We start from the raw sequence: 20,832 nt of genomic DNA, 5'->3' as shown, positions 1-20,832 counted from the left end.
GCAAGAGCGGACTGCCCGGTCTCGACGCCCTCGGCCCGGTGAGCGACGTCGTCGGTGGCCTGCCGGTCGCCGACGCGCTGCCCGTCGGCAAGAGCGGACTGCCCGGTCTCGACGCCCTCGGCCCGGTGAGCGACGTCGTCGGTGGCCTGCCGGTCGCCGACGCGCTGCCCGTCGGCAAGAGCGGTGCGACCGGTGCCCTGCCCACCACCCTGACCGGCACGCTGCAGCAGGTCACCCAGTCCCCGCAGACCAAGCCCGGCCAGCTCCCCACCAACGTCGTCGGCGACACGGTCAGCAACGTGGCGCAGGGCAACACCGAGCTCGGTGGCGCTCCGCTGCCGACGGGCAAGAGCGACCCGGTCGGCGGTCTGGCCGGTGGCCTTCCCGTCGTCAGCGACGTTCAGGGCATGACCGGTAAGAGCGACCCGGTCGGCGGCCTGGCCGGTGGCCTCCCCGTCGTCAGCGATGTCCAGGGGATGACGGGCAAGAGCGACCCGGTCGGCGGCTTGGCCGGTGGCCTCCCCGTCGTCAGCGATGTCCAGGGTCTGACCGGCAAGACCGGTGCCCCGCTGGACAAGGTCAACGACGTCGTCTCCCACGGCCCGCTCGGCTCCACCACTCAGCTCGGCAACTGACATCCCCGATCCTGCCCGCCCGTCGACGCGCCGGCGCGCCTCCTACCCGCCGGTCGAACCGGGCGAACGTCCCCCGAAGCAACGAGTTTCACGCCTCGCCACACCCCTCCCGGCGAGGGCGTGACCTAAAGGGCGGTGCGCGCTTCCCGGCGCGCGCCGCCCTTTTCGCGCTCGTGCCCGCTCGGCGACGGTTTCACAGCTCCACGACGCCCGCCGAGCCGTTGACGGTGATGGTCTGGCCGTCGGTGATGCGCGCGGTGGCGTCGGGAACCCCGACCACCGCGGGGATTCCGTACTCGCGGGCGACGGTGGCGCCGTGGGAGTTGGGTCCGCCCATCTCCATGACCAGCCCGGAGGCGGTCAGGAACAGCGGGGTCCAGCCCGGGTCGGTGGACGGGGCGACGAGGACGTCTCCCGGGGTGAGCCGGGCGTTCGCGGGGTCGCGGACGACCCTGGCGATCCCGGTCACGGTGCCCGCCGAGGCGGACGTTCCGCGCAGCGCGTTCCCGCTTTCCGCCGTGACAAGCAGGGTTTCGGGCTCGGTGCCGTCGGAGAGCAGCAACCTGGGCAGGTGCTTGCGGCGCAGCTCGCGCTCGTGGGTCGACCGCCGGGCGGCGATCAGCGCGCGGTGGTCGACGCCGTCGATCAGCTCCGAGAGTTCCTCGTAATCCAGGAAGAACACGTCCGACGGATCTGAGATCCGTTCGTCCGAAGCGAGTTCGTCGCCGATGTTCCGAAGGTGTCTCCGCGCGGCGGCGATTCCGAGGACGGCGCAGTACTTCGGCAGTTCGCGCATCCCCGTCAGCTGCCGAACCCGGTCGAGCAGGAAGTTCGCGAGCCCGGCGTGCACGCGGTTGTGCAGCCGGGACACGATCTCGCTCGCCTTCACCGCGGCCTCTTCGGCGCGCTGCCGGAAGCGCTCCGCCGCGTCGTGCCCGGCTTCGCCGGTGCGCGCGTAGTTCTCGACCAGCGCAAGCACTTGGCCGGGTTCCTCCGACCAGCGCGGCAGTCCCGCGTCGATCTCTCCCGCCGTGCGATGTCCGTGCGTGGCCAGGAAGTCGTCGAGCGCGCGGAGGACGTCGGCGGGGAGGGCCCGGTCCCGGTAGCGGGCGGGGAAGTCGGCGACGTCGGGTCCGATGTGCTGCGCGATGGCCCACAGCTCCAGGTCCATCTCGGTGGTCACGTTGTGCGGGATTCCCGACAGGACCTCGTGGATCTCCGCCTCGGTCGCGCGGACCAGCCTCGGCAGCAGCCGGCTGAGCAGAAGGATCGGCATCATCCGGGGAGCCACCCACGCCATGCGCGGGGCGGTGCTCCGCAGCAGCGCGTGCCTGGCCGTGTCCAGTCGTTCTCGCGCGGTCCTCGGTTCTGGCGAGGAGAGCTCGGCGCGGAGCTCGTCGACCCGGCGGAACGCCTCGGCTCGTGCGCCTGCGGGATCGCGCAGTACCCCGGCGAACAGCAGCGGAATCCGGTTGCGCGCGAGCAGGAGGCCGAACGCGCGCAGCGTTCGCGCGGTCGCGCCGGGCTTGCGCGGCAGCCGCGGATCGTTCAGCAGGGACTCGTAGACGCGACCGGTGCGCGCCTCCGCGGCCGCCATCAACCGGGGCAGCAGCCAGCGGCCGACCCGGTTCCCGGTGGTGCCGGTGATGTCCAGGAGCAGCCACCCGTCGACGGGCCGGAACGGCGCCGGCCGCTCAGCCGGCGCGGACAGGCCGAGTTCGCGCAGCACACCGGTGGCCAGCAGACCCAGAGTCGCCACGCCCATCGGCGTCAGCGGCCGGTAGACGCCCTGCGCGACGTTGACCGACAGGTACATCCGCAGCCCGTCCTCGGTCTCGGCGGGCAGCGGGAACAGCGTGGTGATCGGCCGCGACTGGGTCAGCCACACGCCGTCGGCCCCGATCGCCCACTCCAGGTCCTGCGGCGGGCCGTAGTGCCGCGCCACGTCCTGGCCGAGCTCGGCGAGTTCGCGGGCCTGCTCGTCGCTGATCGACGCGGTCCCGGACTCCTGGGCGACGGTCTCCACCCCGCCGCTCGCGACCGCGCGGACGCTGGTGGGTTTGTCGCCGAGCCGCTTGGTCACCCGGTCGCCGGAAACCACGAAGTGGTCCGGGGTCACCGCGCCGGAGACCACCGATTCGCCGAGCCCGGTGTTGGCGTCGATCACGCAGGACGCCCGGTTCCCGGTGACGGGGTCGGCGGTGAACAGCACCCCGGCGGCGCTGGCGTCGACCATCTCCTGCACGACGACCGCGAGCCGCACCGAGGAGTGGTCGATCCCGTTCGCCTCGCGGTAGGAGACAGCGCGGTCGGTCCACAGCGACGCCCAGCAGCGGCGGACCGCGTCCAGCAGCGCTTCGGCGCCGACGACGTTGAGGTAGGTGTCCTGCTGGCCCGCGAAGCTCGCGTCGGGCAGGTCCTCGGCGGTCGCCGAGGAGCGCACCGCGACCGGGCCCGCGCCGAGCTCGGCGTAGGCGTCGGTGATCGCGGTGGCCAGTCCCGGTGGGAGAGCGGTGGCGGTGATCCGGTCGCGGATCTCGGCCGCTGATCCCGGCAGCCCGTCGAGGAGGTCCGCGACGCGGCAGACCTCCTCGTAGGCGGCGGTGGTGATCACGAATCCCGGCGGCACCCGGAACCCCGCCCCGATCAGTTCGCCGAGGTTGGCGGCCTTGCCGCCGACCACCTCGCCCGTTCCCGCGCGGACCTCGTCGAGTCGCAGCACCGGCACGGCGACCACCCCCTCGTGAGTCAGCTCGAAGATAACTCCGCTGCGCCCATGAAATCAACACCCGTTGAATTTGGGGCCATCAGGGTGATCTCCGGCCGGGCCGCCATCATGATCTCGCCGCACGGGCATCCCTTCCTCGGAGGAAGGAGTGCGATGACGTGGCTGATGGTGGCCGTGGCGGGAGTCGCGGCGGTGGGAGTGGCGCGGTGGCTGCGGCGGTACCTGGCGCGCCGGCGTGCGGTGGCGCGCGCGAAGGTCGAGATGAACTGGTTCTACCAACCGCAGGAGCGGCGGCCCTACGTCCGGGGCTGTGGAAAACACGCGTCGGCCGACCCCGTGGTGTTGCTGCGGCGGATCGACGGCTCACCCTTGGGGAGTGTGCCGCGACCTGCGAAAACACGGCATCGATGAGCGGTCTTCCACAGGTTGTCCCCAGTTGTCCACAGGGGTGGGGAGAACTGTCCACAGACTGTGGAGAACTCTTCCGACACGAAAAGACCCTCCACGCGTCCGCGAGGAGGGTCTTCCGGTGTTGCCCAGGAGTGGCGTCAGTGGCCGGTCTCCTTGGCGCGCTCGTAGGACTTCTTGATCTCGGCCTCCGCCTCCGTACGGCCGACCCACGTGGCGCCCTCCACGCTCTTGCCCGGCTCCAGGTCCTTGTACACCTCGAAGAAGTGCTGGATCTCCAGCCTGTAGAACTCGGAGAGGTGGTGGATGTCCCGCAGGTGCTCCTGACGCGGGTCGTCCGAAGGAACGCAGATGACCTTGTCGTCGCCGCCCTTCTCGTCGCGCATGCGGAACATGCCGATGGCGCGCGACTTGATCAGGCAACCCGGGAAGGTCGGCTCCTGGACCAGCACCAGCGCGTCCAACGGGTCGCCGTCCTCACCCAGGGTGTCGTCGACGAACCCGTAGTCGGCCGGGTACTGCGTGGCGGTGAACAACGTCCGGTCGAGACGGATACGGCCCGTCTCGTGGTCCACCTCGTACTTGTTCCGGTTCCCCTTGGGGATCTCGATCGTGACGTCGAAGTCCACGCGGTTCCTCACTCGTCTTGCGTCGGATGCAGTCCGCACGCTCGCGCGCGCGACCACGTCTAGTGTGGACCACGCTCGGCGCCCTGGCCCCACCGCAGTGCGAGAGCTCGCAATCTGGCAGTCTGACCTCCAGTCGAGGAGGAGCACGTGCCCGAACCCCAGAACACCCGGGGTGAGGTGTCCGAAACCGACGTCCAAGCGGCCTCGCCGGGCGAGGATGACCGGCCGCGCACCGCTGCGCCGTCCCCGGATCGAGCTGCTGAGACGTCGGAGAACACCCCGCCCGCAAGCAACCCGGCGGAGCGCCAGGCGAGCACCGAAGTCGGCGACGCCGCAGGACCCGGCTCAGCCGAACCCGACGCGGGGAAGACCGGTTCGAGCGCGCCCGATTCTGGGACCAAGACCACATCCGCCGACGCGCCCACCGCCACCGTCCGGGTCGCGGGAAGCCTCTTCGGCGACGACTCCGAGGGCAACGGCGCCAGCAGCACCGTGAAGCTCGCCAAGGCCGACGTGAAGAGCTCCGTCGCCGAGACGCAGAAGCTCACCAAGCCCGCGGCCGAGGATGCTGGAGCCGACGAGGAAGCCGCGACCGCAGCGGATTCCGAGGACGAAACCGCTGATCAGGAAGGCCCTGAAGGGACTTCCGACGAGGTGACCCCGGAGGACGAGCCGGCGGACGAGGCGGAGGCCGCCGAGGAGCCGACCGCTCAAGGCGAGCCGTCGGACGCGACTGCCCAGGAGCAGTCGTCGGACGAGACCTCCGAGGACGAGTCCTCGGAGACCACCGCCGAGGACACGACCGAGGACGAGACCGCCGAGAAAGCGACTGCCGAGGACTCGGGTGAAGACGCGAGTGCCGAGGCCCCGGGCGAGGAACCGGCCGCCGAGGACTCCGAGGCCACGACCTCCGAGGACGAGAACTCCCAGGACGAGGCGCCCCAGGACGAGGCGGCCGAGGAGCGGACCGAACCGGAGCCGGTGCCCGAGGACGAGCCCGCCGAGGACGCGTCGGAACCGGAAGCGTCGACCGAGCCCTCCGGTTCCCAGGGCGAGGACGAGCCCGAACCCGCTGAAGACGAGGTCGCAGAGGCCGACGACTCGACGGAGGAGGGGGAAGCAACCTCCCCGGACACCGTCGAGGACGAGACGTCCGAGGTGGCACCGGAACCTGCGCCGTCCGAAGTGGAGCCCGAGTGGCCTGCTGAGCAGACGCAGATGATCGCCGTGGTCCCCGCGGAGATGCCCGAGGCCGAGGCGAAGCCGGCGGTCGAGCCGGAAGAGCGTCCGGCGGAGAGGACGCAGCAGATCTCGCGGTCCGCGCTCGACGAGGCGCTGGCCGAGCCCGGTGGCAAGCAGGAGCCGCCGGAATCCGCAGCCGAGCAGACCAGCCGCATCGACCTCAAGGACCTGCGGGCATCGGCTCCGCCGGAATCCTCGGCCGAGCAGACGCAGTGGATCGACCAGATCGACGTGGACGCCCTGCGCACGGCTTCCGCGTCGGACTTCGCCGGTCTCGCCGCCCCGCAGGCCGAGCCGACGGTCGGGATCGCGCCGCCCGCGCCCGGCCCGCGGGCCCAGCAGCCGCCGCAGGCCCAGCAGTCCTACGCGCGGCCGGAGGACTTCGCCGGGCTCGCGACGCCGCAGGCGCCGTACCAGCCCGACGACACCACCGACCCGTTCGCCCCGCGCGCCGTGCCGCAGCACGTCCCGCAGGAGCAGCCGGTCGGGACGAAGACCGCCCGCAAGGGACGCGGCCCGCTGATCGGCATCGCGATCGCCCTGGTCGTGCTGCTGGGGGCCGGTGTCGCGTTCGGTCCGTCGCTGGTCGACGCGCTGAGCAAGGCGCAGATCGCCGACCCGCCCGCGCCGGTCCGGCTCGACCCCGAGATCAAGCCGCTGGGGCAGAACGCACCCGCCCCGGCGCAGTCCGGGATCAGCGCCGCGCTGGCCGCTCCGGCGGCCAACCCGGCGCTGGGCACGCTCGGTGGCGTCGTCATGGACGCCCGCACCGGCAACGTGCTGTGGCAGCAGAACCCCGGTCAGCCGCTGATGCCGGCCTCGACCGGGAAGCTGCTGGCGATGAGCGCGGCCCTGCTGACCCTCGACCACGACGCCCGCCTGACGACCAAGGTCGTGCGCGGGAACCAGCCGGGCACGGTGGTGCTCGTCGGCGGCGGCGACCCCACGCTGTCCTCGCTGTCCGGCGACCAGGAGTCGGTGTACCCGGGCGCGGCGAAGCTGGACGACCTGGTCTCGCAGGTCAAAGCCGCTTCCGGCGGGAACGTGAACACGGTTCTGGTCGACACGAGCCGCTACCGGGGGCCGACCGCGGCTTCCGGGTGGCTGCCGCAGGACGTGGCCGCCGGGTTCTACTCGCCGATGGAGCCGGTGATGCTCGACGGCGGCCGGGCGGATCCGACGAAGGACTACAGCCCGCGCACCTCCACTCCCGCCCTGCAGACCGCTCAGGAACTGGCGAAGCGACTGGGCGGCGCGACCGCAGCGCAGGGCAACGCCCCGGCCAACGCGCAGGTGCTCGGTCAGGTCCAGTCGGCGCCGGTGAGCGAGCTGGTCGAGAACGTCCTGCTGCACTCCGACAACATCCTGGCCGAGGCGCTGACCCGCGAGGTCGCCATCGCCACCGGCAAGGAGCCGTCGTTCGCCGGTGGGACGAAGGCGGTCCTCGAGGTGTTGCAGCGCAACGGCTTCGACGTCACCGGAACCTCGATGGCCGACGGCAGCGGCCTGTCCATGGACGACCGGATCACCCCGCAGCTGCTCGGGCAGCTGCTGCACAGGGCGACCGCACCGGCCGGGCCGGACGGCGCGCTGCCGGAGTCCTCGGCGAAGCTGCGCGACCTGCTCCCGGGCATGCCCATCGCGGGCGGCAGCGGCAGCCTCGCCGACCGCTACCAGGGCAGTGCCGGCCAGGGCTGGGTGCGCGCCAAGACCGGCACGCTCGACGGGGCGAACAGCCTGGCCGGATCCGTGGTCACCCAGGACGGTCGACTCCTGGTCTTCGCGATGATGTCCAACGGCACCGGCTCGTCGGTCGCCCGCCCGGCTCTCGACGCGCTCGCGGACGCCCTGCGGGGCTGCGGCTGCCGCTAGGTCTCGCCGAGCGGGCGCGCCTGTCCAGGGAGAATCCTCCGCACGTTCCGGTACCTGACCAGTTCCGCAAGGTGACCACCGGCCATTTTGGAAGTACGGTCGGTGATGTGAACGCCCGACCTGCCACCCTGCCGTCGTCCGCCGAGGTGCCTCGGGCGCTGGACTGGAACGTCGCCGTGAGCACCGCCGTCCGGTTGATGAAGCCGGGGCCGGAGATCCCGCGAGCCGAGGCGGCGCGGGCGGTCCGCTCGCTGCGGCGTTTCAGCGTCGACGCCGAAACGCACGTCCGCGAGACGACCGGCCTGGGCCTGGACCTGCCGATCGCCGAAGGTGACGTGGTGGACCGGCCGGCCTGGGTGCGCGGTGCGGCCTTCGGCCTGGCCGAGCTGACCGGGGCAGCGCTGTCGGCCGCGGACTCGCTCCCGCCGCGCGGTGGCGAACTGCTGGGCGAGATCAGCGCGCGCAGCGCGGGCGTGCAGGCCGGGGTGGTGCTGGCCTACCTGGGCGGCAAGGTCCTCGGCCAGTTCGACCCCTACGGCGAGTCCCGAGTCGAGGGCCAACGCGGGCGGTTGTTGCTGGTGGCGCCGAACATCGTGGCCGCGCAGCAGTCGCTGGGCGTGCCCGCGGACGACTTCCTGATGTGGGTGTGCCTGCACGAGTCGACGCACCGGTTGCAGTTCAACGCCGTGCCGTGGCTGCGCGAGCACTTCGCGGCGAGCCTCGGACAGCTCCTCTCGCAGATGGAGGGCGGTTCCGCCGAGCTGCTGACCAGGCTGCCGAACGTGGTGCGCGAGGCCCGCACGGCTCGCCGCTCCGAATCCAGCCCGGGGATGCTCGGTGTCCTGGAACTGCTGCAATCACCGGAGCAGCGCGCCGCGCTGGACCGGATCATCGCGATCTCCACGCTGCTGGAGGGCCACGCCGATCACGTCATGGACGCCGTCGGACCGCAGGTCGTGCCCAGCGTCGGCACCATCCGCCAGCGCTTCACCGACCGCCGCAACGGTGGTGGTCTGCTCGACCGCATCCTGCGCAGCCTGCTCGGCGTCGACGCCAAGATCCGCCAGTACGCCCAGGGCGCGGCCTTCACCGACCACGTCGTGGACCGGATCGGCATGACCGGCTTCAACGCCGTCTGGGCGCACCCGGACAACCTCCCGACCAGGGCGGAGATCACCGCACCGGACAGCTGGATCCGCCGCGTCCACGGCTGACGGGCCTCCCGCGCGGATCCGGGCCGGGTGGGGAGAATCGGAGGATGCCGCCTGAGCCCGTTGTGAGCGAGACCCGGACCGCCGTGCGGCGGCTGCTGGAATCCGCGGAAGCGGCTCCGTTCAAAGGCGCGCCGCTGGTGGTGGCCTGCTCCGGTGGAGCGGATTCGCTGGCCCTGGCCGCCGCGGTGGCGCACGTGTCGCGCCGGACCGGGGCGAGCGCGCAGGCGATCGTGGTGGATCACGGCTTGCAGGTGGGCTCCGACGTCGTCGCAGAGCGGGCCGTGGAGCAGCTGGCCGGACTCGGCCTTCCCGCGCAGGTCGTGGAGGTCGAAGTGGATGGCATGGGCGGTCTGGAGGCGGCGGCGCGCAAGGCGCGCTACGCGGCGCTGCGGGCCGAGCGCCCGAGCGGCTCGCTGGTGCTGCTCGGCCACACCCTCGACGACCAGGCGGAAACGGTGCTGCTGGGGCTCGGCCGCGGCTCCGGACCGCGCTCGATCGCGGGGATGCGCCCGCTGGACCCGCCGTGGGCCCGCCCGTTCCTGAACGTCCGCCGGGCCGGCACCGAGGCCGCCTGCCGGGCTCAGGGCCTCGAACCCTGGCAGGACCCGCACAACGCCGATCCCCGCTTCGCCCGTGTGCGGTTGCGCACAGAGGTTCTTCCGCTGCTGGAAGACGCGTTGCAGGGCGGGGTCGCGGAGGCGCTGGCCCGCACCGCCCGCCAGCTGCGCGAGGACTCCGACGCCCTGGAGGCCGTCGCCGCGGCCGAACTCTCCCGCGTCGGCGCCGATCACGGCCTGGATTGCGAGCGGTTGAGGCTCGTCCCGGCGGCGGTCCGGCGGCGCGTGCTGCGGGACTGGCTCCGATCCGAGGGGGTGCCCGAAATGACTGATGCGCACCTGCGCTCGGCTGACGCGCTCATCGCCGAGTGGCGGGGTCAGGGCGGTCCTGCGCTGCCGGGTGACTTTGTGCTGCGCCGGGCGCATGGCAGGCTGCGGGTGGAGACGGCGGACCGCAAGCCGCCGAATGGCTGAGGGTGCACCGGCACGATCGTCGGGGCGGGTCTCCGGCTTGGGGAATTGTTGATCCGACAAGAGGGGAAGCCGAGCCGTGTACGACGGCGATATCGCTTCTGTGCTCATCACCGAGCAGCAGATCAAGGACAAGGTCGCGGAGCTGACCAAGCAGGTCGACGAGGACTACCAGCAGGGCGGTGATCTGCTGCTGGTCGGCGTGCTCAAGGGCGCGGTGATGTTCATGACCGACTTCGCCCGCGCGCTGCCGCAGCCCGCGCAGCTGGAGTTCATGGCGGTCAGCTCGTACGGCTCGTCGACGTCCTCGTCGGGTGTGGTGCGCATTCTCAAGGACCTCGACCGCGACATCGCGGGCAAGCACGTGCTGATCGTCGAGGACATCATCGACTCCGGCCTGACGCTGTCCTGGCTGCTCAAGAACCTGCGGTCGCGCAACCCCGCGTCGCTGGAGGTCTGCACGCTGCTGCGCAAGCCCGACGCCGTGCAGGTGGACGTGCCCGTGCGCTACGTCGGTTTCGACATCCCGAACGAGTTCGTCGTGGGCTACGGTCTCGACTACGCAGAGCGCTATCGTGATTTGCCTTATATCGGCACGCTCGACCCCAAGGTCTACACCTCAGGCGTGTGATGCGGAGATTTCGATCGTCCCGCCCGCTCGGGGCGGGGCGATCCTAGTAGGCTGGGCGCCCTGTGCTGGGCGCGGCATGGTCGTGCCCGCGCATCGGCCGGTACGCTGGTCTGAAGGGGTTGACGGCGGGGTGTCCGCATCGGGTGCCGTCACCCGAAGTAACAGTCAGGGAGGGTCGAGGCCGCCCGTCGGCCGCAAGTGAATGGACCGAAAGCGCCTGCTCCGCAACCCGCTGCTGTGGATCCTGACAGCGTTTCTGTTGATCTACGCGTTCAGCGTGCTCTTCGACGAGACTCGTGCCTACCGCGAAGTCTCCACCTCGCAGGCCCTGGAACAGATCGCCCAGGGCAAGGTCAAAGAAGCGACCATCGAGGACAAGGAGCAGCGGGTCCGGCTGACCCTCAACGACGGCCAGAACTTCCAGGGCAGCAACCAGCTGATCGCGAACTACCCCGCCGGCGCCACCGAGCAGGTGGTCGGCGAGATTCGCAACTCCCAGGTGCCCACCTGGAACACCAAGGTCACCCAGGACTCGTTCTGGGTGCAGATGCTCTTCTACCTCGTCCCCATCGGCCTGCTCGTGCTGCTGCTGATGTGGATGATGAACAACGTGCAGGGCGGCGGGAACCGTGTCCTGAACTTCGGCAAGTCCAAGGCCAAGCAGCTCACCAAGGACATGCCCAAGACGCTGTTCGGCGACGTCGCCGGCGCCGATGAGGCCGTCGAAGAACTGCACGAGATCAAGGACTTCCTGCAGAACCCGGGCCGCTACCAGGCCCTGGGCGCGAAGATCCCCAAGGGCGTGCTGCTCTACGGCCCGCCCGGTACCGGTAAGACGCTGCTGGCCCGCGCGGTCGCAGGTGAGGCCGGGGTGCCGTTCTACTCGATCTCCGGTTCGGACTTCGTCGAGATGTTCGTCGGTGTCGGTGCCTCCCGCGTCCGCGACCTGTTCGAGCAGGCCAAGCAGAACGCGCCGTGCATCATCTTCGTCGACGAGATCGACGCGGTCGGCCGCCAGCGCGGCGCCGGCCTCGGCGGTGGTCACGACGAGCGCGAGCAGACGCTGAACCAGCTGCTCGTCGAGATGGACGGCTTCGACTCGCGCGGCGGCATCATCCTGATCGCCGCCACCAACCGCCCGGACATCCTGGACCCGGCGCTGCTGCGTCCCGGTCGCTTCGACCGGCAGATCCCGGTCTCGGCGCCGGACATGCGGGGCCGCAAGGCGATCCTGGGAGTGCACTCCAAGGGCAAGCCGCTCGCCCAGGACGTCGACATGGACGGACTCGCCAAGCGCACGGTCGGCTTCTCCGGTGCCGACCTGGAGAACGTGGTCAACGAGGCCGCGCTGCTCACCGCCCGCGAGAACGGCCAGCTGATCAACGCTGCCGCGCTGGAAGAGGCGGTGGACCGCGTCGTCGGCGGCCCGCGCCGCAAGAGCAAGATCATCTCGGAGCGGGACAAGAAGATCACCGCCTACCACGAGGGCGGACACGCCCTCGCCGCGTGGGCGATGCCCGACCTGGAGCCGGTCTACAAGCTCACGATCCTGCCGCGCGGCCGCACCGGCGGTCACGCGCTCGTCGTCCCCGAGGACGACAAGGACATGATGACCCGCTCGGAGATGATCGGTCGCCTGGTGTTCGCGCTCGGTGGCCGTTCCGCGGAGGAGCTCGTGTTCCACGAGCCGACCACCGGCGCCTCCAGCGACATCGAGCAGGCGACCAAGATCGCCCGCGCGATGGTCACTGAGTACGGCATGACCGCCCGGCTGGGCGCGGTCAAGTACGGCAAGGAGGAGGGCGACCCGTTCCTGGGTCGCACCGCCGGCCAGCAGCCGAACTACTCGCTGGAGGTCGCGCACGAGATCGACGAGGAGGTGCGCCGGCTGATCGAGGCCGCGCACACCGAGGCGTGGGAGGTGCTCAACACCTACCGCGACGTGCTCGACGACCTCGTGCTGGAGCTCATCGAGAAGGAGACGCTCAACCGCAAGGACCTGGAGCGGGTCTTCTCGCGGGTCGAGAAGCGGCCGCGGATCACCGCGTTCAACGACTTCGGCGGGCGCACCCCGTCGGAGAAGCCGCCGGTCAAGACCCCGGGTGAGCTGGCCAAGGAGCGCGGCGAGCCGTGGCCCCCGGTCGTGGAGGAGCCGACCCCGGCGCCATCGCAGAACGTCCAGAACGGGACCGCTGCTCCGGCTCAGGAGCAGACCCCGGCGGGCGCGGGCGCCAACCAGGGATCGGTGCAGATCCAGCAGCCGCAGTCGGGCCAGCAGGTTCCCTCCGCGGTCCCGCCCAACTACGGTGCACCTCCTGGATGGACCCCGGCGACCAACCCGTCCGGTTCGAACTACAACTGGACGCCTTCTTGGGAGCGCGGTCAGCAGTCGTCCGAGCAGGGTGAATCGCAGTCCGAGCGGCCCGAGGGCCAGGACTCGGGCAGGGATAACGGCAGCGGCAACAACGGCCGCTGATACTGGCGGGCGCAGCGCCCGCCAGGGCGCTGCCAAGCCAGTGGAGGAAAGCAACAGTGACCAGTGCGGTCGACGAGCCGATCGGGGCGGGGGACTCCCGCCCCGACGGCTCTTCCCACCTTCCACAGTTCGACCAGGCGCGCGCTGAGGCCGCGATCCGGGAACTGCTCATCGCAGCCGGTGAGGACCCCGAGCGCGACGGCCTGAGGGAGACGCCGCAGCGCGTCGCCCGCGCGTACCAGGAGCTGTTCGCAGGGCTCTACACCGATCCGGACGAGGTCTTGGACAAGACCTTCGACGAGGCGCATGAAGAGCTCGTCCTGGTGCGCGACATCCCCGTGTACTCGCAGTGCGAGCACCACCTGCTGCCGTTCCACGGCACCGCGCACATCGGCTACATCCCGAACTCGCAGGGCCGGGTGACCGGGCTGTCCAAGCTGGCCCGGCTGGTCGACCTCTACGCCAAGCGCCCGCAGGTGCAGGAGCGGCTGACCTCGCAGGTCGCCGACGCCCTGGTGCGCAGGCTGGAGCCGCGCGGCGTGATCGTGGTGATCGACGCCGAGCACCTGTGCATGGGCATGCGCGGGGTGCGCAAGGCCGGTTCGACGACCACGACCTCGGCGGTGCGCGGCATCTTCCGCAGTTCGGCTTCCTCCCGCTCCGAGGCGTTGTCGCTGATCAGGGGGCGTTGATGCACCCGAAGCTGCCGAACCCGGCGCGCTGCGCGGTGATGGGCATCCTCAACGTCACGCCGGACTCGTTCTCCGACGGCGGGCGCTACCTGGACCGCGCGGCGGCGGTGGCGCACGGCGTCGAGATGCACCGGCTGGGCGCGGACATCATCGACGTGGGCGGTGAGTCCACCCGGCCCGGTTCGGAGCGGGTGGACGCGGCCACCGAGATCGAGCGGGTGCTGCCGGTCGTGCGCGAGCTGGTCGAGGAGGGTGTGCCGGTCAGCGTGGACACCACGCGCGCCAAGGTCGCCGAGGCGACCGCGGGAGCGGGTGCCGCGGTGATCAACGACGTCTCCGGCGGGCTCGCCGATCCGGCGATGGCGCACGTCGCGGCCGACACCGGGCTGCCGTGGGTGCTGATGCACTGGCGGGGTCACAGCAAGGACATGAACTCCCTCGCCGAGTACGGCGACGTGGTCGCCGACGTGCGCGAGGAGCTGTTGCGGCAGGTCGACGTGGCGGTGCGCGCGGGTGTCGCCGAGGAAGCGATCGTGCTGGACCCGGGCTTGGGCTTCGCCAAGACGGGCAGGCACGACTGGCAGCTGCTGCAGAACCTCGACGGCCTCGTCGACGTGGGTTTCCCGGTTCTCGTGGGTGCCTCTCGCAAGCGGTTCCTGGGAGCGCTGCTGGCCGACGAGGGCGCGCCGCGCCCGCCGGAAGGCCGCGAGACGGCCACGGCCGTGGTCTCGGCGCTGTCCGCCGACAGGGGAGCGTGGGGTGTGCGGGTGCACGACGTGCGGCGCTCGCTGGACGCGGTGGCGGTGACGGCCGCCTGGCGGAGCGGAGGCGAGTGCGTTGGCTGACCGGATCACGTTGACCGGCTTGCAGGTGCGCGGCAACCACGGCGTGTTCGACCACGAGAAGCGGGACGGCCAGGACTTCCTGGTCGACATCACCGTCTGGCTCGATCTGGGCGACGCCGCGGCGACTGACGACCTCACCAAGACGCTGCACTACGGCGAGCTCGCCGAGATGGCGGCCGGGATCGTCGGCGGCGAGCCGCGCGACCTCATCGAGGCGGTGGCCGCCGAGATCGCCGACGAGGTGATGAAGGACGAGCGGGCCTACGCCGCCGAGGTCACGCTGCACAAACCGCACGCGCCGATCCCGCTGTCCTTCGCCGACGTCGCGGTCACGATCCGCCGCTCGCGACGGGGCGGCCGCGGCAACGTGGTGCCGGCGTGAGCCGAGCGGTCCTGTCCCTCGGCTCGAACCTCGGTGACCGGCTGCGCTACCTGGGGCTGGCCGTCGAGGGTTTCGCCGAGGAGCTGGTGGCGGCCTCGCCGGTCTACGAGACCGCGCCGTGGGGCGTCACCGATCAACCGGACTTCCTCAACGCGGTCCTCATCGTCGAGTCCCCGGACGTCGACGAGTGGGGCTGGCTCCGCCGGGCCCAGGCCCTGGAGCAGCAGGCCGAGCGCATCCGGGAGCAGCGCTGGGGCCCGCGCACCCTCGACGTCGACGTGGTCGCGGTGGACGAGGTCCGCAGTGACCACCCTGACCTCGTGCTCCCGCACCCGGGCACCCCCACCCGAGCCACGGTCCTCATCCCATGGCTCGCGCTGGACCCCGAAGCCCACCTCCCGGGTCACGGCAGCGTGGCCGACCTCCTCGCCGCCCTCCCCGAGTCGGACCGCGACGACGTCCGCCGAAGAGACGACCTCACCCTCCACTAGGGACGCACTCAGGACCCACCTCCCGCAGGCGCCCACGTTCGCTCCACTGAGTCCTGTCCTCACGCCATCACTCCCGCGGTCTCCCAGATTTCAGTGGATCTCCGGTTCCCGATTTCAGTGGAACTCCGGTGCCCGAGTTCCACTGAAATCCGTCTTCTGGGGAGCTGACCGCCGGGTTGGAGGAGGTGGGATGCTGGTGGGGTGTCGCCGCGAAGCACTGAGCAGATGTCGTTCACCAAGCCCGGGCAGTTGGTGGCCGCGGGGTTGGTGGCGGCCGTGGTGGTGTTCCTCCTCTCCCAGCTGATGTACGGCGAGCTGCCGCCGTTGCCGTTGCTGGCGGGAGCGACGTTGTTGCTGATCGCCGTGGTCGACGTGGTGCTGGCGGCGGTGTTGCGGCCCCGCGTGCGGCGCAAGCCCGGGGTGGAGCCGGTCGAGGCGCTGACGGCGGCGCGGGCCGTGGCGCTGGCGAAGGCGTCATCGCTGGCCGGGGCGATCATGGCCGGTGCCTGGATCGGACTCCTGGCGCACCTGCTGCCGATGATGAGCTCGGTGCAGGCCGCGCGGTCGGACACCTTCGCCGCCATCGTCGGGTTGATCAGCGCCGGAGCCCTGATCGGCGCGGGACTGTGGCTGGAGCACTGCCTGCGGAATCCCGATGAGCCGGACGATCCTCACGAGGACGAGTGAGACCGCCCACCCCCTGGGCTGTTCGGAGCAGTCACCGTTCCGCTGCCGCGAGCAATGTCCGAATGGATTGGCGCACCTTCAGATCTCGAACTGGTAAACGCCTTGTACGGTGGGCGCCATGTCCGAGCGCGGCACTACCGAGTCCGACCCCGGCAACGGGCGATCCACCCTCCTCTGGGGCGGTGCGCTCGTGCTCGCGGCGGCTGCCACGTCGCTGCTGGTCCTCAGCGACGACGCTCGGATGCTCCGCCTGGGCCTGATCGCCGCGCTGTGGGCCGCGCTGCTGGGCGCGTTCGCGGTGGCGCGGTTGCGGCACCGGGTCCTGGAGAGCGAGCAGGCCGCCGCCGATCGGCAGCGGATCTACGAGCTGGAGCTGGAGCGCGAGATCGCCGCGCGGCGCGAGTACGAGCTGGAGGCGCAGGCGGAGGCTCGGCGTCGCGCGTCCGAGGAGTCCGACGGTCAGATCCGCGCGTTGCAGGCCGAGCTGGCGAAGTTGCGCACGACGCTGGAGCAGGTGATCGGCGGTGACGTGCTCTTCGAGCGGGTCGCGTTGCGCGCGGAGTCCACTCGGGTGCGTTCGCTGACCGAGCGTCCGCAGGGCGAGACGCAGCTCGTCCAGCACCGCCCGCAGCGGCCGAAGACGATCCAGCAGCCGGTCCAGCAGCCGGTCAAGCAGCAGGCGGCCCCGGCTCCGGCCCCGGCTCCGGCCGCGGCCAAGACGGACGTGATGGCCCGGCTGTCCGGCGAGGTCCCGCTCGACCAGCCGAAGCCGCAGGCTCCGAAACCGCAGATGGCCCAGGCCTTTCCGAGTCGTCCGGCGCCGCAGCGACCCGACCGCACGGCCTACGAGAAGCCGAGTCCCGAACCGGCGGGCGCGCACACGGCGGGCACGTCGGTCAACGACCTCCTCGCCGCCTACGGCGGCAGCGCCGACGGCCAGCCCCGTCGCCGTCGTCGGTCGTGAGTTCCACGCCGGACAACGGTCAGGGGAACAAAAGCGAACCATTCGGTCAGTCGCGAATCGGGTTCTCTAGGGTCTGGGGCGTGTCGAGTCATGATCACGCGGAGCCGATCGCTGACGTCTCCCGCGCGCGCCGGTTGCAGAGCCGCAAGCACCACGCCGTGGGCTGGCCGATCGCCGGCTTGATCCTGCTCGGGATGATCGGGCTGGTCATGCTGGGGATCACGACGTCCAAGGTCGGCGCGCTGCCCGCCGTGTTCGGCGCGGTCGCCGCGCTGCTGCCGGTCGGTGTCGTGGTGGCCGCGACGGTCTGGATCGACCGCTGGGAGCCCGAGCCGCCGATGCTGATGGTCGGCGCGTTCCTGTGGGGCGCCGGCGGTGCGACGGCCTGCTCGCTGCTGCTCAACAACACCTCGCAGTCGGTGGCGCACCTGCTGCTGGGCCAGGCCGATCATCGCTTCTTCCTGACCGCGGTGATCGGGCCGCTGGTGGAGGAGGCCGCTAAGGCCGTGTTCGTGGTGGGCCTGTGGATCCGCCGCCGCGCGGAGTTCAACGGCCTGGTCGACGGCATCGTCTACGCGTCGCTGACCGCGGCCGGCTTCGCCTTCACCGAGAACATCCTGTACTTCGGCAAGGCCTTCGCCGACGGCGGTGTGACCGGGGGAGCGGTCGTGGCGCTGTTCGTGCTGCGCGGTGTGCTGGCGCCGTTCTCGCACCCGCTGTTCACCGCGATGTTCGGCATTGCCGTCGGTTTCGCCTGGGGCGCTCGCACCCGGATCCAGCAGCTGGGCTGGCTGATCGCCGGCTACCTGGTGGCGGTGCTGCTGCACGCGGTGTGGAACTCGGCGACGTTCCTCGGCGGGGCCGGTTTCATCAACGTCTACTTCTTGATCATGGTGCCGGTGTTCCTCGGCACGTTCGCGCTGATCGTGTGGCAGCGCAAGCGGGAGCAGCGCATCGTCATCGCGCAGCTGCCGAAGCTGGAGCGGGCCGGACTGGTCGCGCGCAGCGAGATCGACCTGCTGGCGAGCCTGACCGGCAGGCAGGGCTGGCTGCGCAAGGTCAAGCGGCACGCGGGCAGCCAAGCCGCGAAGTCGGTGCGCGACTACCAGATCGCGGTCACCGAGCTGGCGTTCCTGCAGCACCGCTCGGAGGCCGGCCGCACCACGAGCGCCGCCCGCCGCGCCCGCCGGGAGAAGCTGATCGCCGACCTCAAGCAGGCCCGCCGTTCGGCGGCGGGGCGCCAGGAGGCCATCCAGACCGCCAGGATCAACATCGGCGAGCTGACCCGCCGAGTCCCGAAGCCGCGCGAGTGAGCACCAGCGAGCGGCGCCGCTTCGCGGGGTGATCGAACGAAGTATTGAAAGGGTGGTTCTCGCCACCTTTCACGGTCTCGGAGTAGCCCCGGCACCGGGTGTTGGGGCTACTCTCGCGGCGCTGTCTGGTACCCGGTAGCGGGACTGGAACGGTATTGGAGGGAACACGTGGCGATGTCTGCTGAACCCACGGGCCCACGGCTGCGCGTAGGAGTGATCTCCGCTGGTCGTGTGGGCGCCGTGCTGGGCGCCGCGCTGCAGCGGGTCGGGCACGAGGTCGTCGCGGTCTCCGCCGTCTCGGACGCCTCGCTGCGTCGCGCGGAGGAGCTGCTCCCCGGTGTGCCGGTCGAGCCGCCGGACGCCGTCGCGGGCAAGGCCGAGCTGCTGGTCCTGGCGATCCCGGACGACGCGATCCCGGGCATGGTGCAGGGCCTGGTCACCGCCGACGCGCTGCACGGATCGCAGCTGATCATGCACACCTCGGGCTCGCAGGGCGTGACCGCGCTGGAGCCGGCCGCCGCCATCGGCGCGTTGCCGATGGCCATGCACCCCGCGATGACCTTCACCGGCCGCGCCGAGGACGTTCACCGCCTCTCCGACGCCTGCATGGTCATCACCGCCAACGAGCTCACCGGCTGGAGCGTCGCGGAGAGCATCGCGATCGAGCTGGGCATGGAGCCGGTGCGCCTGCCCGAAGAATCCCGCCCGCTGTACCACGCAGCCCTCACCCACGGCGCGAACCACCTGATCACGCTGGTCAACGAGTGCCAGCAGCTGCTGCGCGACGCCGGGGTGGAGGTCCCGGGCCGGGTCATGGCGCCGCTGCTGTCGGCGTCGCTGGACAACGCGCTGCGCTTCGGCGACCGGGCCTACACGGGTCCGGTGGTGCGCGGCGATTCGGGAACCGTGCGCGGTCACCTGCGCGCGCTGTCCGACGCCGATCCGGACGTCGTTCCCGGCTACCGGGAGCTGGCTCGTCGCACGGCGGTCCGGGCCGAGCGCAGCGGCCTGCTGCGCGGTGACGTCGCCGCGCGGGTGCACGAGGCCCTCGACGAGGAACAGGCTTGATCCGCGATCTTCGCGGCGGAGACATGGAGTCGACGATGACCAACAACCCCGGCTACCAGCGCGGTGAGCTGACCGTGCACGCCGATCCGGCGGAGCTCGCGCGCGTCACCCGCGCCCTGCGGGCGACCGGCCGCAAGGTGCACCTGGTTCCCACGATGGGCGCGCTGCACCGCGGTCACCTGGAGCTGATCAAGCGGGCGAAGCAGGACATCAACGCCGTCGTGGTGGTGTCGATCTTCGTCAACCCGCTCCAGTTCGGCCCGAACGAGGACTTCGACCGCTACCCGCGCAACTTCGACGCCGACGTCGAGGCGTGCCGCGAAGCAGGCGTGGGCCTGGTCTTCGCGCCGACCGTGGACGCGATGTACGGCGGCGGACGTGAGCTGTCGGTGCACGCCGGGCCGCTGGGCGAGGAGCTGGAGGGCGCGACCCGCAAGGGGCACTTCGACGGGATGCTGACCGTGGTGCTCAAGCTGCTCAACATCGTGCGCCCGGACCTGGCGTTCTTCGGCGAGAAGGACTACCAGCAGCTGGTCCTGATCCGGAAGATGGCGCGGCAGTTCGACCTGGACCCCCAGATCCAGGGAATCCCCACCGTCCGCGAGTCCGACGGCCTGGCGCTGTCCAGCCGCAACGTCTACATCGACGAGGACCAGCGGCGTGCCGCCCTGGCGATCTCGGCGTCGCTGACCGCGGGTGCGCACGCCGCCGTCGGAGGCCCGGAGGCGGTGCTCAAGGCCGCGCACGAGGTGCTGGCCACCGAGCCCCTGGTGCAGCCCGACTACCTGGAGCTGCGGGATCCCGAGCTGGGCCCGGCTCCGGCCTCGGGTGAGGCACGACTGCTGGTCGCCGCGAAGGTCGGCGCCACCAGGCTGATCGACAACGCGATGGTCCTGCTCGGCGAGTGAACCGGCCCCTAGGAGGTCAGCGATGTTCCGCACGATGTTGAAGTCCAAGATCCACCGGGCCACCGTCACCCAGGCCGACCTGCACTACGTCGGTTCGGTGACGGTCGACAAGGACCTGATGGAGGCCGCGGACCTGCTCGAAGGGGAGCAGGTCGCGATCGTCGACGTCACCAACGGCGCCCGGCTGGAGACCTACGTGATCACCGGCGAGCGGCGTTCCGGGGTGATCGGGATCAACGGCGCCGCCGCGCACCTGATCGAGCCTGGTGACATCGTCATCCTCATCGCCTACGGCGTGATGGACGAGCTCGAAGCCCGCAACTTCAAGCCCAAGGTGATCTTCGTCGACGCCGACAACAAGCCGGTCGATCTCGGGGTCAACCCCGGTCATGCGCCGGAGGGGTCGGGTCTGCTCTCCTCCCAGGCCGACGCTGAGACGGACGACGCCGCGAAGCTGGATGCCCTGCTCCAGCAACCGGAGAACTGATCAAGAACTGCAATGCGCGGCGCTACGGCTGTCCTCCCCGGAGAACGTCTGCGAACCCGCGGCGGTGCCGGTTGCTCAGGTGGGCTGAGGAGAAAGCACCTTCGGCGCTTGCCTGACGTCTGCTTTTGTGAA

Annotated in this window: 18 protein-coding genes and 1 pseudogene; 17 read left to right on the top strand and 2 right to left on the bottom strand. The window is 71.0% G+C overall.

Going from position 1 to position 20,832, the window contains the following annotated elements:
* Nucleotides 1-635 (top strand): annotated as a pseudogene (locus AB0J78_RS26400) (hypothetical protein); the annotation flags it as partial.
* A 193-nt stretch (nt 636-828) separates the two neighbouring features.
* Here the strand turns inward: AB0J78_RS26400 and AB0J78_RS26395 are convergent.
* Nucleotides 829-3,363: a PEP/pyruvate-binding domain-containing protein gene (locus AB0J78_RS26395; RefSeq protein WP_363793491.1), complete on the bottom strand. Its 2,535-nt coding sequence runs from the start codon at nt 3,361-3,363 to the stop codon at nt 829-831.
* Nucleotides 3,364-3,378: 15 nt separating this feature from the next.
* Here AB0J78_RS26395 and AB0J78_RS26390 point away from each other — a divergent pair, with 15 nt between their 5' ends.
* The gene (locus AB0J78_RS26390; protein ID WP_363793489.1) at nt 3,379-3,774 is read left to right on the top strand and encodes a hypothetical protein; all 396 of its coding nucleotides are present in this window, start codon (nt 3,379-3,381) and stop codon (nt 3,772-3,774) included.
* 137 nt (nt 3,775-3,911) lie between these two features.
* On the opposite strand, the gene AB0J78_RS26385 is transcribed toward AB0J78_RS26390, so the two are convergent.
* Nucleotides 3,912-4,400, bottom strand: a complete 489-nt coding sequence (locus AB0J78_RS26385) for an inorganic diphosphatase (RefSeq protein WP_363793487.1) — start codon at nt 4,398-4,400, stop codon at nt 3,912-3,914.
* Between the two features lie 147 nt (nt 4,401-4,547).
* Here AB0J78_RS26385 and dacB point away from each other — a divergent pair, with 147 nt between their 5' ends.
* The 15 genes from dacB to panD all read left to right on the top strand — a co-directional run bounded on the left by dacB (nt 4,548) and on the right by panD (nt 20,700).
* A complete protein-coding gene (gene dacB / locus AB0J78_RS26380) occupies nt 4,548-7,514 on the top strand; it encodes a D-alanyl-D-alanine carboxypeptidase/D-alanyl-D-alanine-endopeptidase (protein ID WP_363793485.1) in 2,967 nt (988 codons plus the stop codon).
* A gap of 107 nt (nt 7,515-7,621) precedes the next feature.
* The gene (locus AB0J78_RS26375; protein WP_363793483.1) at nt 7,622-8,728 is read left to right on the top strand and encodes a zinc-dependent metalloprotease; all 1,107 of its coding nucleotides are present in this window, start codon (nt 7,622-7,624) and stop codon (nt 8,726-8,728) included.
* Between the two features lie 44 nt (nt 8,729-8,772).
* On the top strand, nt 8,773-9,759 hold the full coding sequence (gene tilS / locus AB0J78_RS26370; RefSeq protein ID WP_363793481.1) for a tRNA lysidine(34) synthetase TilS: 987 nt from the start codon (nt 8,773-8,775) through the stop codon (nt 9,757-9,759).
* Between the two features lie 76 nt (nt 9,760-9,835).
* Nucleotides 9,836-10,387, top strand: a complete 552-nt coding sequence (gene hpt, locus AB0J78_RS26365; protein ID WP_132684056.1) for a hypoxanthine phosphoribosyltransferase — start codon at nt 9,836-9,838, stop codon at nt 10,385-10,387.
* 202 nt (nt 10,388-10,589) lie between these two features.
* Nucleotides 10,590-12,863: an ATP-dependent zinc metalloprotease FtsH gene (gene ftsH, locus AB0J78_RS26360; RefSeq protein WP_363793479.1), complete on the top strand. Its 2,274-nt coding sequence runs from the start codon at nt 10,590-10,592 to the stop codon at nt 12,861-12,863.
* A gap of 80 nt (nt 12,864-12,943) precedes the next feature.
* Entirely contained in the window at nt 12,944-13,555 is a 612-nt protein-coding gene (folE, locus tag AB0J78_RS26355; RefSeq protein ID WP_235876739.1) for a GTP cyclohydrolase I FolE, read from the top strand.
* Nucleotides 13,555-14,400 (top strand): dihydropteroate synthase, encoded by an 846-nt coding sequence (gene folP / locus AB0J78_RS26350; RefSeq protein WP_363793477.1) that lies wholly within the window; start codon nt 13,555-13,557, stop codon nt 14,398-14,400. Before folE ends, folP begins: the two co-directional genes overlap by 1 nt.
* Nucleotides 14,393-14,782, top strand: coding sequence for a dihydroneopterin aldolase (gene folB / locus AB0J78_RS26345; RefSeq protein ID WP_363793475.1), 390 nt, complete (start codon nt 14,393-14,395; stop codon nt 14,780-14,782). Before folP ends, folB begins: the two co-directional genes overlap by 8 nt.
* A complete protein-coding gene (folK, locus tag AB0J78_RS26340; protein ID WP_363793473.1) occupies nt 14,779-15,273 on the top strand; it encodes a 2-amino-4-hydroxy-6-hydroxymethyldihydropteridine diphosphokinase in 495 nt (164 codons plus the stop codon). The genes folB and folK overlap by 4 nt, the downstream gene beginning before the upstream one ends.
* A gap of 225 nt (nt 15,274-15,498) precedes the next feature.
* Nucleotides 15,499-15,960, top strand: coding sequence for a DUF3180 domain-containing protein (locus AB0J78_RS26335; RefSeq protein WP_363793574.1), 462 nt, complete (start codon nt 15,499-15,501; stop codon nt 15,958-15,960).
* 118 nt (nt 15,961-16,078) lie between these two features.
* Nucleotides 16,079-16,924, top strand: a complete 846-nt coding sequence (locus tag AB0J78_RS26330) for a DUF6779 domain-containing protein (protein WP_363793471.1) — start codon at nt 16,079-16,081, stop codon at nt 16,922-16,924.
* Between the two features lie 80 nt (nt 16,925-17,004).
* The gene (locus AB0J78_RS26325) at nt 17,005-18,237 is read left to right on the top strand and encodes a PrsW family intramembrane metalloprotease (RefSeq protein ID WP_363793469.1); all 1,233 of its coding nucleotides are present in this window, start codon (nt 17,005-17,007) and stop codon (nt 18,235-18,237) included.
* Between the two features lie 174 nt (nt 18,238-18,411).
* Nucleotides 18,412-19,305, top strand: a complete 894-nt coding sequence (locus AB0J78_RS26320) for a DUF2520 domain-containing protein (RefSeq protein WP_363793466.1) — start codon at nt 18,412-18,414, stop codon at nt 19,303-19,305.
* 35 nt (nt 19,306-19,340) lie between these two features.
* Nucleotides 19,341-20,213, top strand: a complete 873-nt coding sequence (panC, locus tag AB0J78_RS26315; protein ID WP_363793463.1) for a pantoate--beta-alanine ligase — start codon at nt 19,341-19,343, stop codon at nt 20,211-20,213.
* Nucleotides 20,214-20,235: 22 nt separating this feature from the next.
* On the top strand, nt 20,236-20,700 hold the full coding sequence (panD, locus tag AB0J78_RS26310; protein WP_363793461.1) for an aspartate 1-decarboxylase: 465 nt from the start codon (nt 20,236-20,238) through the stop codon (nt 20,698-20,700).
* Nucleotides 20,701-20,832 lie beyond the last annotated feature (132 nt).

It is taken from the genome of Saccharopolyspora sp. NPDC049426 (genome assembly GCF_040676935.1).
Lineage (GTDB): Bacteria > Actinomycetota > Actinomycetes > Mycobacteriales > Pseudonocardiaceae > Saccharopolyspora.
This window is presented reverse-complemented; position numbering and strand designations above follow the sequence as displayed.

Bases quoted from the DNA above. Each gene is read 5' to 3' on its own strand.
- tilS (WP_363793481.1), top strand. From the start codon at position 8,773: ATGCCGCCTGAGCCCGTTGTGAGCGAGACCCGGACCGCCGTGCGGCGG.
- ftsH (WP_363793479.1), top strand. From the start codon at position 10,590: ATGGACCGAAAGCGCCTGCTCCGCAACCCGCTGCTGTGGATCCTGACA.
- folP (WP_363793477.1), top strand. From the start codon at position 13,555: ATGCACCCGAAGCTGCCGAACCCGGCGCGCTGCGCGGTGATGGGCATC.
- AB0J78_RS26335 (WP_363793574.1), top strand. From the start codon at position 15,499: ATGTCGTTCACCAAGCCCGGGCAGTTGGTGGCCGCGGGGTTGGTGGCG.
- AB0J78_RS26330 (WP_363793471.1), top strand. From the start codon at position 16,079: ATGTCCGAGCGCGGCACTACCGAGTCCGACCCCGGCAACGGGCGATCC.
- AB0J78_RS26320 (WP_363793466.1), top strand. From the start codon at position 18,412: ATGTCTGCTGAACCCACGGGCCCACGGCTGCGCGTAGGAGTGATCTCC.
- panC (WP_363793463.1), top strand. From the start codon at position 19,341: ATGACCAACAACCCCGGCTACCAGCGCGGTGAGCTGACCGTGCACGCC.
- panD (WP_363793461.1), top strand. From the start codon at position 20,236: ATGTTCCGCACGATGTTGAAGTCCAAGATCCACCGGGCCACCGTCACC.